A 12,123-nucleotide genomic window follows, 5' to 3' on the forward strand; every position below is an offset into this window, starting at 1 on the left:
CTGTATAACGGGGCTGATCACAGCCCCGTTTTCGTATCTGCTCATGACCACTGCCCTTCCTCTTTCCGGCGACCAACTGCTCAGCCGCTTCCAGGCGCTGGACAGCTTTCTGCGCGAGCACCAGGCACTGTGGCGGCCACGGCCTTTCACCCAGCTTGAGCTGCCTTGGGAAACCTCGTATCCAGCCCTTGCCGGCTGGTTGCGCCAGCGCTCGTTAAGCGAAGCGGAGGCGGCGCACAATCATCCCGAGCAACTGGACGCACCGGCGCCCTTGCCACAACTGGCGCGTATGGCGGCACAGCTGTCTGCCATCGGCGAGTTATCCACCGTGGCCCTGCCCTCGGCGAGCCAGCGCCTGAACGTCGATGTACCGGGGCGCAAATGGCAGCAGATCGAAGCTTTCGCCAGCCACCTGGGCTTTATCCACAGCCCACGCCACTGGCTGGACTGGTGCGCCGGCAAAGGCCATCTGGGCCGGCGCTTGCTGCAGCCGCACAGCCAGCAACTGACCTGCCTGGAATACGACCCGGCGCTGGTCGACGCCGGAATCGCTCTCAGCCAGCATCACCACTTGCCCGCCGAGCACCGCCTGCAGGATGTACTGGCCGATGATGCGCCATTGCAGTTGAATGCCGAGCACACCGCAGTGGCCCTGCATGCCTGCGGTGATTTGCATGTACGCCTGATGCAGCTGGCCAGCCTTCGGGGCTGCCGCCAGCTGGCCATCGCGCCCTGCTGCTACAACCGCATCCAGGCGCCGCACTACCAACCGTTATCCACCGCCGCCAAGGCATCTGGCTTGCAGTTGTCGATCGATGACCTCGGCCTGCCGCTCAGTGAAACGGTTACTGCGGGAACGCGCGTTCGCCGCCAGCGCGATCAATCCATGGCCAGGCGCCTGGGTTTCGATCTGTGGCAACGTCAGCTGCGTGGGGTGGATGAGTACCTGCCGACGCCTTCGCTGGCGGTCAGCTGGCTGCACAAGCCGTATGCCGACTACTGCCTCGACCTGGCAGCACTCAAGAGCTTGCCGGTAGAGGCCGAGCCCGATTGGCTCGCGCTGGAAGCTGCGGGCTGGCAGCGCCTGGCCCAGGTGCGCAACCTGGAGTTACTACGCAATGTGTTCCGCCGCCCGCTGGAACTTTGGCTGGTGCTCGATCGCGCACTGTTCCTGCAGGAACAGTCCTACGAGGTACAGCTCGGGGTGTTTTGTGAACAACCTCTCACCCCGCGCAATCTGCTGCTGTTGGCCGAACGCCGATAAAGGCGCGCAGCCTGTGGATAACTCTGTGCGCAACTTTGCGTAGGACCCCTGCAAATTCATGGATCCAAGCGTTTTTACAGCCTGGTCATTTTTTGCTCACTGATTAATCGCCAGCAAAAACAGCCATTTGCGCAAAGACCAACGGCGAGCATTGCTCCGATGCAACGACCATCGACTTGGCATGCGCCTTGTGCATAAGCCTTTGCGCGAATAGCGCTAAACACGTTGAATCAAGCCAGTTTCAATAGGCTCATGCCCACCAGCAACAGCGCCAGCCCCAGCCAACCACGCCCCATCAGGCGTTGACCAAACAACGCCCAGCCCATGGCCACAGTGGCAAGGATGCCGAAGCCACCCCAGATGGCATAGGCCAGCGACAGTTCGATATCTCGCACAGCTTGCGCCAGCGCGGTAAAGGCGGCCAGCACGCAGAGAATCGAGGCGATGCCCAGGCCGCGCTTTTTAAAGCCGTCGGAATACTTGAGCAGCAGGTTGGCGATCACTTCCAGCACGATCGCCAGGCCCAGCCAAGCGAAGGGAATCCAGTTCATGCTCAGCATGGCAGCGCCTCCATGTGGCGCGGGGCTGGTGCGGCGCGGGTACCCGACTTGATCAGCAGGATACCGGCGATCATCACACCCAGGCCGGCGGCCTTGAGCAGGCCCAGGCTCTCGCCCAGCCAAGTGACGCTGATCAGGGTAATCAGCACGATGCCGATGCCTTCCCACAGGGCGTAGGCCACGCCCACTGGCACGCGCTTAACCGCCAGCGCCAGGAAGAAGTACGACAGGCCGATCATCAGGTACATCAACCCGTGGCCAAGAATGGGGAAATGACTGGCGGCGAACTTCATCGACGCGGTGCCGATCACCTCAGCGGTGATGGCGATAAACAGATAGATCCAGGAACGCATGATGCCCTCCCACGGGCGACACAAGCCGAGCGAAATCGCGCTGACGGCTGCAGACAAAAAGAGAAACGAGGCTGTTTGTCGGGGGAGGCGCTAGAGGTCGCCGGTCCAGTGACGTTCACGGGAAACCAGGCGGGAGGTGAAGAGCGGAAACGCTTTAGTGTTCAACATAATGAACAACAAATTAGCTCAAGGCATCGTTAAAGTCAAATCGATAGAAAATGGCTAATTAATTTTCGCGACTTTCAGTCCGTATTAAGGTGAAAACCCTTAAAGGTTGCAGAAAGGTTCGTAAATTATATTACCCGGCCATTCTGGGGCTGCTGCGCACCCCATCGCCGGCAAGGCCGGCTCCCACAGTAGTGGCACATTGGCCCATGTGGGAGCTGGCCTTGCCAGCGATGCAGCCACCGCGCAGCCTCTGACACCCCTCTCCCGCCCTCGTGTCAAAACGCCGCACCCCTACCAAAATCACAATTAATTATTGTAATACGATAATTTTTCACAAATAATGTACCCCGCTCAACTAGCACGGAGGGAAACCATGAACAGTAAGACAGTGGCTTACGCGAGATCGCGTCTGCGAGTGATCGGTGCATTCGCCGCGGTGCTCGCCTGGGGTACAGGGATCGTCGAGTTCGGCGGCAACGTACTATTGTGGGTGTTCGAAAAAACCCAAGTGCAAGGCGCCTACCTGCAAAGCTTCGGTGAAAACATGCCGCTGCTGCTGGCCCCGGACTACCAGCCTTCGCACCTGGCCCTGGGCCTGGTGATCGGCCTGGAACTGATCCCCGCCAGCCTCTCGGCTTTTGCCTTGTACCTGACCGGCTTGTTCTTCCTGCGTTTGTCCCGGGGCGAAACCTGGACGACGCAGAACATCAAGATGCTCTGGTGGGTGGGCTTGCTGTGCATCGGCTTGCCGATGGTCTGGCCGATGATCGGCACCTTGCAGGGCCTGGCGTTCTCCATCGACCTGCCCAAAGGCGAAAGAAGCTTCAGTGTATCGATCGGTGTATCATCCCAGGCGGTTTACGAGATCATGAAAGGCATCTTCCTGTGCGCCTTCTCACTCCTCATGCGTGACGCCAAAACCATCAGCGATGAACACAACTGTTATGTCTAGCTTGCCCCTATGCCGATAATTATTCGACTCGATGTAGTCATGGCCAAGAACAAGATCCGCTCCAAGGATCTGGCCGAGATTATCGGTATTACGGAGGCGAACCTGTCGTTGCTGAAAAACGGCAAGATCAAGGGTTTCAAGATGGAAACCCTCGAGAAGCTCTGTCGCGCGTTGAACTGCCAGCCAGGTGACCTGCTGGAGTTCAGCGAGGAATGAACAAGGAACTGGCAACTCGTGAGCAATTCACTCAAGTGGCGCGCCGCGCTGCTACTGGCCGTCGGCCTGCTCGGCGGCTGCGGCCCCAGCTACACCTATAGATACTCCCCACCGCCAAGCATGGCGGGCATGAACTGCATCAACTCCTGCTCGATGGAACGCAACCACTGCAAACAGATGGCGCGCCTGCAGGAAAACAGCGACCAGGCCCTGTACCAGGCCAACCTCAGAAGCTACCAGCATTGCCAGGTCGGCAAGAGCAAAAAGGAAGCGCGCAAAAGCTGCTACTACCCCAGCTACCCGTTCAACAGCGGTTCGAGCTACTCGTGCGGTAACGATTACGACAGCTGCTACCAGGCCTGCGGCGGCACCATCCAGCGCATCCTCAACAAAGACTGACGCCTCGACTAAACGGAATTGACTGTGGATATCATCAGATCCATCGCCCTGCTTGCGTCCGCGTTTTACCTGAGCGGCTGCACCTTCATGTCCGACTGGCAAATCCCGCCACCCGAGTCCGGCTGGCAAGTGCCGCCCATGCAGATGTACGGCAACCAGAGCTTCCCCGGGCCGGACTTCAGCCGCGACCACCACGCCATCCAGCGCTACCTCCACACACACAAACACTGACACTTCGACCAAACGGAATTGCCTGTGGCTATTATCAGATCCTTCCTCCTGCTTGCCTTCGCGTTTTACTTGAGCGGCTGCACGACCGGCGACTACACCCCGATGTCTGGCTGGGAAATCCCGCAGATGCAGATCTATGGCGACAAGGGCTACTCGGGCCCGGCCTACACCTGCAAGAAAAAGCACGGCTGCCGAGAGCACTGTAAAAAGCACGATTGCCGCTACAAACCGCTGATATTCGACCCCACCAAAGCCGAACCTAGCGCCACGACAATGCACCGCGGCTGGTAACAAAACACCTCGCGATAGCCGCTGAAACCGGGCATCGCGAGGAATGTTGCAGAAGTGGTTTACAGACGCAAACTGATCGCTATAATGACGCCCCTGTGCCGGTATAGCTCAGATGGTAGAGCAACTGACTTGTAATCAGTAGGTCCCGGGTTCGATTCCTGGTGCCGGCACCACATTAGGCTCCATTGCATTCCACCGAATGCTCTGGAAGCCCCGAAAACCCGCCCTTTGGCGGGTTTTTTCGTTCCAGGACCCTCTGTCGGGATCCAACAAAATCCCCCTTCCCCGAGGGTATGTTAGGGGTATTGCGATTTCCCGGTCAGGAGCGCGTACCCCTATGCCACGTCTAGCGATCCCCCTCAGCGACCTGCAATGCCGCACGGCCAAAACCCGCGAACGCGCCTACAAACTGTTCGACGGCGGCGGCATGTACCTTTTCGTCAAACCCAATGGCGTGAAGACCTGGCGCTTGAAGTACACCAAGCCCAACGGCAAGGAAGGTACGCTCATCATCGGCAATTACCCCATCGTTACCCTTTCAGTCGCACGGCGTAAGCGAGACGAAGCCAAGGCATTGCTGCTCGACAACCTCGATCCAATGGAAGAAAAGAAGAAGGCCAAGATCGTAGCCCAGCGGGCGGCACTGCTTTTCGAAACCGTTGCTCTGGAATGGCACGCAGACATGTCCCGCCGCTGGACCGAAGGCCACGCAAAAACCGTGATGAGCCGGCTGCGTACCCACGTCTTCCCGCTGATCGGCCAACGCCCCATCGCTGAACTCGATACCCATGACCTGCTAGAGATCACCCAGCGCATCAAGGAACGCGGCACCATGGATGTGGCGTTAAGGGTACAGAACTACTTATCCACCATCATGCGCGGGGCCAAAAGGGCTCGGCAAATCACCATGAATCCTGCACTGGATCTGGCAGGCTCGATTCACGCGCCGCGCACAGTCCATCGCCCGGCCCTATCCCTCAACCGCCTAACCGAACTGCTACACCGTATCGACAACTACAACGGCCGCGAGCTGACACGCCTTGCCGTCCTACTCACGCTGCATGTATTCGTCCGCTCCAGCGAACTGCGCTTCGCGCGATGGAGTGAGTTCGACCTCCAACGCGCCATGTGGGAAATCCCCGATACACGCGCACCGATTGAAGGGGTACGCAACTCCACGCGCGGGACCAAGATGAACGGCGACATTCAAATGGTTCCGCTATCGCCGCAGGTCATCGAAATACTGGAGCGCCTGCGCAGCCTCAGTCGCTTTTCAGAGTTGGTACTACCGGGCGACCACAAGTACTGGAAGCCCATGTCCGAGAACACGGTGAACACCATGCTCCGCAACGTCGGCTATGACACCAGCAAGGACGTGTGCGGCCACGGCTTCAGGACCATGGCCTGTAGCGCTCTGCTGGAGTCCGGGTTATGGACCGACGCAGCCATCGAAAGACAAATGAGCCACAAGGAACGCAACCGTGTGCGTGCCGCGTATATCCACAAGGCCGAATTCCTCGAACAGCGCAGGCTGATCATGGCGTGGTGGAGCAACTACATCGACGCCAACCGCCATGGGCATGTGACACCACACGAATTCGCTCACCCAGTCGGCGACAACATCACAGCCCTACAAAATAGCCGTGGCGCATCCAAACGTGGGTAAGCCTGTGAGATCATCGTTGTCCGCCCTTCCACGCGGGTCCATCCAAGCGGGGCTGCAAAGCCGCCCTGCTTGGATGGACCTCATTTAAAAAATCTAAAGCCCACGCAACTGTCTGTGGAAAACCATAGATTTCCACCGGCGGATAATTTCATCCACAGCCGCAGAATTCCCGAAAGTTCGAGCCTTGACCCAAATTATCCACAGGCGTAGAAAAGATCGGGCAAAGCGCTGTCTTTGACAGCAACCCAGGTAGCCAGAACCTTTAAGGCTACGCCACACCGTGGTGGTTCTCCCAAAGTGCGATTAGCGTCCGGCGGCTCGCACGGTCACTCACCGAGTGATGGATGCCTACTTCAGATCGTTGCCATTGCGGCAAATACATCCCCCTACCCAGCTGCCCTGCAGCAACCTTTCCGCTTGGCCATTTCACTGCGCCAACCTGCGCCCGTCTCTTTCTCCCGGAAAGAGACGGGCGCTCCTACCGCTGCTGCAGCCCATCTCGTACAAGGCTTTGCGGCATTCCTCCTTGTGACAATCGGCGTGACAAACACCGAAGTCACCAGCAACAGCGATGCAGATGATGGTGCCGCAGCCCAGGGAATGGACTGCTCCTGACTGACAGTCAGGCACGCCCCGGTCACCGCATCACTGCCTTCACCCAACTCAGGATCTCGCAGCGTTGGTTTCGTCAGCCAGTGCAGCCTCCACCCGCCCACTTCTTTGGAAGTGTTCAGGAGGCCAGATCATGAGATGCCCACGCTCTCGGTCATAAAGAGCCGTCAGTCCCACGTTAGTGGACAACCCTCACCGGTCGCAGGGGCCTTGATCCCTGATAACACTCAGCATTCTTGGCGGGATGACGTGGGGAAAGGCTTCAACGGTTTGGCTTCGAGAGGAGTTTGATCATGTTGGTAGGTAGACGAGATGGGCGCAATTTTGGCTATGGCCGGCAACTGAGCTACGCAGGACCACAGGCATTGAAAGATCTGTTTGGCGGTGGGCATTACGGCACCGTCAAGGCGCACAGTGATCGCTGGCAGGCGTTTGTGCACTGGTGTCGCTCGGAGGATGGGCCCGGGCTTAACGATGCGCGAAAAATTGACCGGCAGACCTTGCTGGGCTATGCCGGGCATCTGCGGCAGCAAGTCGAACAAGGCGCTATCGGCATCGCCACTGCGCAAAACCGATTGTCCAGCGTGAACCGAACCATGGCCGCGCTTCGCGGTGATCAGTCTGTGAAAGTGCCGAGCCCAAGCAAAGCGTTGGGAATGCAGCGCACCAGTGTTCGTTGCTCGGTTCCGCAAGGCCAAGACCGTGAACAGATTAAGCGGATCGTTGACGTACTTTGCGTACACAAGCAGCAACGCAGCGCTGCCATCGTCCAGTTGGCGCGCGTCACTGGCATGCGCTTGCGCGAGGCCATCTTGGCCGACCTACCGCGCCTTAACCGCGAGGGCAAAGAATACGGGAAGATCAACATCCAGGACGGCACCAAAGGCGGCCGCTCAGGTGCCTCGGCACCTCGCTGGATTACCATGGATGATCGTATTCGTGACGCTCTTAGGTTTGCCGAACAGTTCTCGCCAACCGGCAGCCGCAACCTGCTTGCACCAAACGAAAGCTACCTCGACTTCTTGGAGGGAGTCGTCCGTCCCGCACGGGACATCCTCCATACACACCGACTAAAAGGCTTCCATGAATTGCGGGCAGCCTATGCGTGCGAACGCTATCAGCAGATTACCCATCATCCTGCGCCGATCAACGGCGGCAGGTGCAACCGGATAGACCGACGGCTCGATCAAGAAGCCCGAAGGCAAGTTAGCTACGAGCTGGGGCACGGCCGTATCGACGTGGTCGCGGCGTACATCGGGGGACGACCATGAGCAAGCCATTCGATATGGAGTTGTTCCTGGCTGGTGTTTTGAAAGGGTCATATACCACGCGCCAACGCCATCTGCGTCAGGCGAAGGCGATCCAATCCGCAATTGCGGGGCGCTGGCGACGGGACAACCCTTGGGCTTGGCAGAGAAAACACCTTGATTGGTTTCTCAATCACCACCTGAACCTGCGTAGTGAGTCGACACGCTATTACTACTTGCTGACGGTGCAACTGCTCACTCATCGATTAGAAAAATCATGGGTGTTCAACCGTTAAGTGGGGGGGGGAAAAACGGCCAAGCTCCGCCGGTCGGTCCAGGGGACTTTTAACCTGTCTCCGTCATTCAGCACTGAAATTGGCATAAGCCAGACCGTAGACGCGCCTAGGAAATCAGTGGTAATTCAGAGTAGCATGGCTCATGGCCAGCAAATCGCAGTCGCCTTAAGGATATAGGTGTATGACGACAAAGGGAATTTTGCCTAACTCATGTTGTAAAGCCGATCGTAGCTATCGCGCCCCTCTGTCTTCGAATCTAGAAAAAGCAAAAGTGCTGCCCGGAAAGCATTGCAGTCTAGAATGATGCCGAAGTTTTATTAATTTCAAAACATGGATTGGCTATGGAACTAAGTCCTAATAAGGTTTGGGAACGCAAGGAGTGGGAGGGCCATGTTAACGACCTTCTGCGGATCAAGCATGGACAAGAAAATTACGTCCCAATTCCTGACAGGCATAACGGTGACGCAGGTATTGAAGGGTATTCGTTCTGTGGAAATGCCTACCAATCCTTTTGCCCTGAGGAGCTATGTAGTACTGCAGAGCTGTATGAGAAGCAACGCGACAAGATGACGACTGATATTAATAAGTTCATCGAAAATAAAGACGGCAATCTCGCAAAATTCTTTAGTTCTACACTAATAAGGAGGTGGATTCTTGTAGTTCCCAACCTTAACTCTAAGTATTTGGTGGCGCATGCAGCCGTGAAAACTGTAGAGGTTGTAGAAGCAAAGCTACCTTATGTTGATAATTCTGACTTTCGAATTCTAGTATGGGACAGAGGAACTTTTAAACTCGAAGAATCCGAACTTTTAGAGCAGGGCGTGCGGGTTTTGAGGCTAGAAAGAAAAGCCATCACGGACATTGATATGTCTGAATTCCAAACAGACAAGTCAGAGTTTGTAAGGAATATCGATACCAAGCTTCTAAAGCTAAAAAAAGCTCCACAGGCTCATATTGAAAAAACTAGAGAAATCATGCTAAAACAAGCAATTCACTCTCAGAATATGCTGACAGACTTGAAGCAGGACTACCCTGAATATCACTCTCAAATTATGGGAGGAGTAATTGCTCGAGAAGAACAGTTGTATATTGAGTATTTCGAATCCGTACAAAAAAGTCCAGCGCAGCAAGTCGAGGTTTTGAAAGGGAACCTCGAGAAAAAGAGCAAACTGCATGAAGATAATTTGGAATGTATTGCAGCTGGTACGGTCGCGGATTGGATAATGCGATGCAATTTGGACTTCGAACAATGAACATATTAGATATTGTACCTAAGAAAGCGGTCTTTCGCCAAACAGGAACCCCTGTAGAGCCAGAGCTACGGCCTGTTTGGCGAATATCTTTGATTGCGTTAATTTTGTCATTGCTTAGTTCTGGGAACAAAGCCAATGCCAAAAAGATCCAAGTCTTATGCTCCTTGATTTCCTCCTCAGACAAAAGGCAACAATATTTTTCGCCCACTAAAGATTTACTTGATAACTTTAATGTGAGATTCGACCCGCTGGTGGATAGAGCTATCGACCTAGGGATAGGGGAAAAAGTTTTCGAACTGGACTCGTCTAAAAGCATTAAACTCACCAAGAAAGGGTTGGATTTTGCAAAAAAGATTGAATTCGATAAAGAAGTTTTTATTAACGAGAAAGGATTTATTCTGAAGTTCAAAAAGTCTTTTTTTACAGATGAAGTTATTGATCGCCTTATCGCGGGGGTGCGTTTGTGAGCAAGTTGAAGCTGAGAAGACTAAGGATAGTTTCGCAAACGAACGAAGGCCGATACGGTGTAGACATACCATTCTTTAAAGGGCTGAATATTATTCAGGCTGAAAATACTTTCGGCAAGTCAACGTGTATACAAAGTATTATTTATGCTTTGGGGCTGGAGGGGACTCTAGGGCCTTCTAGAAAGACTCCGTTAAAGTCTGCTTTAACGACCAGATTGAAAAAGGCAGATGGTAGCTATGCTTTAATTTCGGAAACAAAGATTTTCCTCGAAATTGAAAACTCGTCTGGCGCTGTGGTTACATTAGTTAGAAGTAGCATAGAAAGTAAAAACAGGTTAATTTCTGTTTATCAAGGTGCGCCCGGCGATGTTGAGAACCTTCCTAGTAGCGCTTTGACAGATTATTTTGTACGAGATCCTGGGGCGGCTGTGAGAGACAGAGGATTTCATCAGTTTCTAGAGAAATTCTTAGGGGTAGACGAACCGCAGGTAATTAAGTATGACGGTTCTTTTTCAAACTTATACCTTGAATCAATTTTCGCCGTAAACTATGTAGAGCAAACGCGCGGGTGGGGCGGAATTTTGAATGTGCTCCCGACTTATTTGCAGATTAAAGAACTTTCCAGCAAAATCATTGAGTACAACTTAGATCTTGATATTCAAGAGAATAGCAAGAAACGGCAACAGCTTTTGGTCAGGCAGTCCGATTTAGAGTCTGTTTGGACTGTTAATGTTGAAAGGCTCGTTTCGTTGGCGAAGCAAGTTCAAGCGTTTGTATCAGGTAATATTTCGGATGATATAAGTAAGCAGGCGGCAATAAACAGCGTGTCTGATATTTATTTTCTTGACACCGATTCCAAAGAGGTTAGCCTCGGTCAATATGTTGAAAATCTGAAAACGGATTTAGAAAAAATCAGGTCTGAGTCAAAAGCTATTGAAATTGATAGTCAAAAAATTCCTGGACTTGAGCTTGAGCTAACGTTGCTGACAGAAAAGCTTACTGCGGAGGAGGCTGCGTTTTCTATTCTTATCTCAGATCTGGATGTCAGCGATGAGTACATAAAATCTATTGATAAAAGAACTGCCTCTGTTAGAGAGAGTTTGCGTAAATATAACGATGTTAAAAAACTTCAAGATTATGGCTCAGAAGAGAAGTTTAATTTTTTAGAGGGTATTTGCCCAACATGCAATCAGCCGGTTGAAGACTCTTTGCTACCCCATATGCATAACCAATCTGCACTCGGGGTAGATGACAATATAAAGTACCTGGAAAAGCAAAAAATTGTTTTTGACTCGATGAAAGAAGGTGAGTCTAAAAAGCTGCTAACAAAAAAGTCACTAATTTCTCAGGCCCAGCATAAAATCAATGCAACTCGTGCGGAGATAAGATCTGTTAAAGAAAGTTTGACGGATGTCAAGGGGGCGCCTTCTCGTGTTCAGCTTAGAAAAGAGATTTTGCTAGAGGAAAGAATTTCTAGTGTAGAAAAGGCGGCAGCCTTGGAAACCGAGATCAAGCAGAAACTAGTTTCTGTAATGTTGGATTGGTCGACAATCACGGGAGCATTGAAAAAGCTACCTTGGGATGGGTTTAGTCGAAATGACAATATAAAGCTCAATGAGCTTCTTAATTTTTTCAAAGAAAATCTTAAAGATTTTGATTACAAAAGTACACCTATTGAAGATTTTGAAATATCTAAGCGTACGTACAAACCTGCTATCGATGAGGTGGATTTAGGTTCTGAGGCGTCCGCAAGCGATAATATTCGAGTTATATGGGCGTATATGTATACTTTGTTAGTTCTGGACTCTCGTTTGAATGGGTTATCAACAAATCACCTTGGGCTCTTGATGCTCGACGAACCACGCCAGCAAGAGACTAAAGAAGTTAATTTTAAGACTTTCATTGAAAAGGCGGCTCGAACATTTGAGTTGGATAAGCAGGTTATCATTGCGACGAGTGAAAAGTATGATGACCTGCTAAAGATGATTGATGGCTTAGAAGTTAATGTTGTTCGCTTTGAAAGCCCAGTAATATCTCGAATTGGTTTGTAATTATGACAGGCACCTGTAAAAAACAGACATCATGCTTGTGATGCACAAGCATGGTGCTACCCCTCCTCAGACAATGCGGCGGGGTTTACTTCCAATT

14 protein-coding genes and 1 tRNA gene are annotated in these 12,123 nt (G+C 52.9%); 13 read left to right on the forward strand and 2 right to left on the reverse strand.

Features of this window, described 5'->3' with window-relative positions:
• The first annotated feature begins 43 nt into the window (after positions 1-43).
• A complete protein-coding gene (locus KHO53_RS08790; protein ID WP_010221303.1) occupies positions 44-1,264 on the forward strand; it encodes a methyltransferase in 1,221 nt (406 codons plus the stop codon).
• A 230-nt stretch (positions 1,265-1,494) separates the two neighbouring features.
• Here KHO53_RS08790 and mdtI read toward each other — a convergent pair whose 3' ends face one another.
• Together mdtI and KHO53_RS08800 are read right to left on the reverse strand one after the other, a co-directional pair.
• Positions 1,495-1,824 carry a multidrug/spermidine efflux SMR transporter subunit MdtI gene (gene mdtI, locus KHO53_RS08795; protein WP_010221302.1) on the reverse strand — a complete coding sequence of 110 codons (330 nt, stop codon included), beginning with the start codon at positions 1,822-1,824 and terminating at the stop codon, positions 1,495-1,497.
• Complete coding sequence (locus tag KHO53_RS08800) at positions 1,818-2,177, reverse strand: multidrug/spermidine efflux SMR transporter subunit MdtJ (protein ID WP_010221301.1); 360 nt, start codon at positions 2,175-2,177, stop codon at positions 1,818-1,820. Before KHO53_RS08800 ends, mdtI begins: the two co-directional genes overlap by 7 nt.
• 541 nt (positions 2,178-2,718) lie before the next feature.
• Between KHO53_RS08800 and KHO53_RS08805 the strand changes: the two genes are divergently transcribed.
• The 12 genes from KHO53_RS08805 (at position 2,719) to KHO53_RS08860 (ending at position 12,026) form a co-directional block, all read left to right on the forward strand.
• The gene (locus KHO53_RS08805) at positions 2,719-3,297 is read left to right on the forward strand and encodes a hypothetical protein (RefSeq protein ID WP_213570199.1); all 579 of its coding nucleotides are present in this window, start codon (positions 2,719-2,721) and stop codon (positions 3,295-3,297) included.
• Between the two features lie 9 nt (positions 3,298-3,306).
• The gene (locus KHO53_RS08810; protein ID WP_010221299.1) at positions 3,307-3,513 is read left to right on the forward strand and encodes a helix-turn-helix domain-containing protein; all 207 of its coding nucleotides are present in this window, start codon (positions 3,307-3,309) and stop codon (positions 3,511-3,513) included.
• Positions 3,514-3,531: 18 nt separating this feature from the next.
• Positions 3,532-3,912: an Aq_678 family protein gene (locus tag KHO53_RS08815; RefSeq protein WP_010221298.1), complete on the forward strand. Its 381-nt coding sequence runs from the start codon at positions 3,532-3,534 to the stop codon at positions 3,910-3,912.
• Between the two features lie 24 nt (positions 3,913-3,936).
• Complete coding sequence (locus KHO53_RS08820; protein WP_010221297.1) at positions 3,937-4,143, forward strand: hypothetical protein; 207 nt, start codon at positions 3,937-3,939, stop codon at positions 4,141-4,143.
• Between the two features lie 24 nt (positions 4,144-4,167).
• Positions 4,168-4,434 carry a hypothetical protein gene (locus KHO53_RS08825; protein ID WP_010221296.1) on the forward strand — a complete coding sequence of 89 codons (267 nt, stop codon included), beginning with the start codon at positions 4,168-4,170 and terminating at the stop codon, positions 4,432-4,434.
• A gap of 97 nt (positions 4,435-4,531) precedes the next feature.
• Positions 4,532-4,607 (forward strand) — tRNA-Thr (locus tag KHO53_RS08830).
• Positions 4,608-4,771: 164 nt separating this feature from the next.
• Positions 4,772-6,100: a tyrosine-type recombinase/integrase gene (locus KHO53_RS08835; RefSeq protein WP_213570200.1), complete on the forward strand. Its 1,329-nt coding sequence runs from the start codon at positions 4,772-4,774 to the stop codon at positions 6,098-6,100.
• 902 nt (positions 6,101-7,002) lie between these two features.
• The gene (locus KHO53_RS08840; protein ID WP_213570619.1) at positions 7,003-7,983 is read left to right on the forward strand and encodes an integrase domain-containing protein; all 981 of its coding nucleotides are present in this window, start codon (positions 7,003-7,005) and stop codon (positions 7,981-7,983) included.
• The gene (locus KHO53_RS08845; protein ID WP_213570201.1) at positions 7,980-8,255 is read left to right on the forward strand and encodes a hypothetical protein; all 276 of its coding nucleotides are present in this window, start codon (positions 7,980-7,982) and stop codon (positions 8,253-8,255) included. Before KHO53_RS08840 ends, KHO53_RS08845 begins: the two co-directional genes overlap by 4 nt.
• A 341-nt stretch (positions 8,256-8,596) precedes the next feature.
• The gene (locus KHO53_RS08850) at positions 8,597-9,508 is read left to right on the forward strand and encodes a hypothetical protein (protein ID WP_213570202.1); all 912 of its coding nucleotides are present in this window, start codon (positions 8,597-8,599) and stop codon (positions 9,506-9,508) included.
• The gene (locus KHO53_RS08855; protein ID WP_213570203.1) at positions 9,505-9,975 is read left to right on the forward strand and encodes a hypothetical protein; all 471 of its coding nucleotides are present in this window, start codon (positions 9,505-9,507) and stop codon (positions 9,973-9,975) included. Before KHO53_RS08850 ends, KHO53_RS08855 begins: the two co-directional genes overlap by 4 nt.
• Complete coding sequence (locus KHO53_RS08860) at positions 9,972-12,026, forward strand: hypothetical protein (RefSeq protein WP_213570204.1); 2,055 nt, start codon at positions 9,972-9,974, stop codon at positions 12,024-12,026. The genes KHO53_RS08855 and KHO53_RS08860 overlap by 4 nt, the downstream gene beginning before the upstream one ends.
• The last annotated feature ends 97 nt before the right edge of the window (positions 12,027-12,123 follow it).

The organism is Pseudomonas sp. RC2C2, assembly GCF_018390435.1.
Taxonomy (GTDB): domain Bacteria; phylum Pseudomonadota; class Gammaproteobacteria; order Pseudomonadales; family Pseudomonadaceae; genus Aquipseudomonas; species Aquipseudomonas donghuensis.

Coding starts and splice junctions, on each gene's coding strand:
- KHO53_RS08790 (WP_010221303.1), top strand. CDS start 44: ATGACCACTGCCCTTCCTCTTTCCGGCGACCAACTGCTCAGCCGCTTC.
- mdtI (WP_010221302.1), bottom strand. CDS start 1,824: ATGCTGAGCATGAACTGGATTCCCTTCGCTTGGCTGGGCCTGGCGATC.
- KHO53_RS08800 (WP_010221301.1), bottom strand. CDS start 2,177: ATGCGTTCCTGGATCTATCTGTTTATCGCCATCACCGCTGAGGTGATC.
- KHO53_RS08805 (WP_213570199.1), top strand. CDS start 2,719: ATGAACAGTAAGACAGTGGCTTACGCGAGATCGCGTCTGCGAGTGATC.
- KHO53_RS08810 (WP_010221299.1), top strand. CDS start 3,307: ATGCCGATAATTATTCGACTCGATGTAGTCATGGCCAAGAACAAGATC.
- KHO53_RS08835 (WP_213570200.1), top strand. CDS start 4,772: ATGCCACGTCTAGCGATCCCCCTCAGCGACCTGCAATGCCGCACGGCC.
- KHO53_RS08845 (WP_213570201.1), top strand. CDS start 7,980: ATGAGCAAGCCATTCGATATGGAGTTGTTCCTGGCTGGTGTTTTGAAA.
- KHO53_RS08850 (WP_213570202.1), top strand. CDS start 8,597: ATGGAACTAAGTCCTAATAAGGTTTGGGAACGCAAGGAGTGGGAGGGC.
- KHO53_RS08855 (WP_213570203.1), top strand. CDS start 9,505: ATGAACATATTAGATATTGTACCTAAGAAAGCGGTCTTTCGCCAAACA.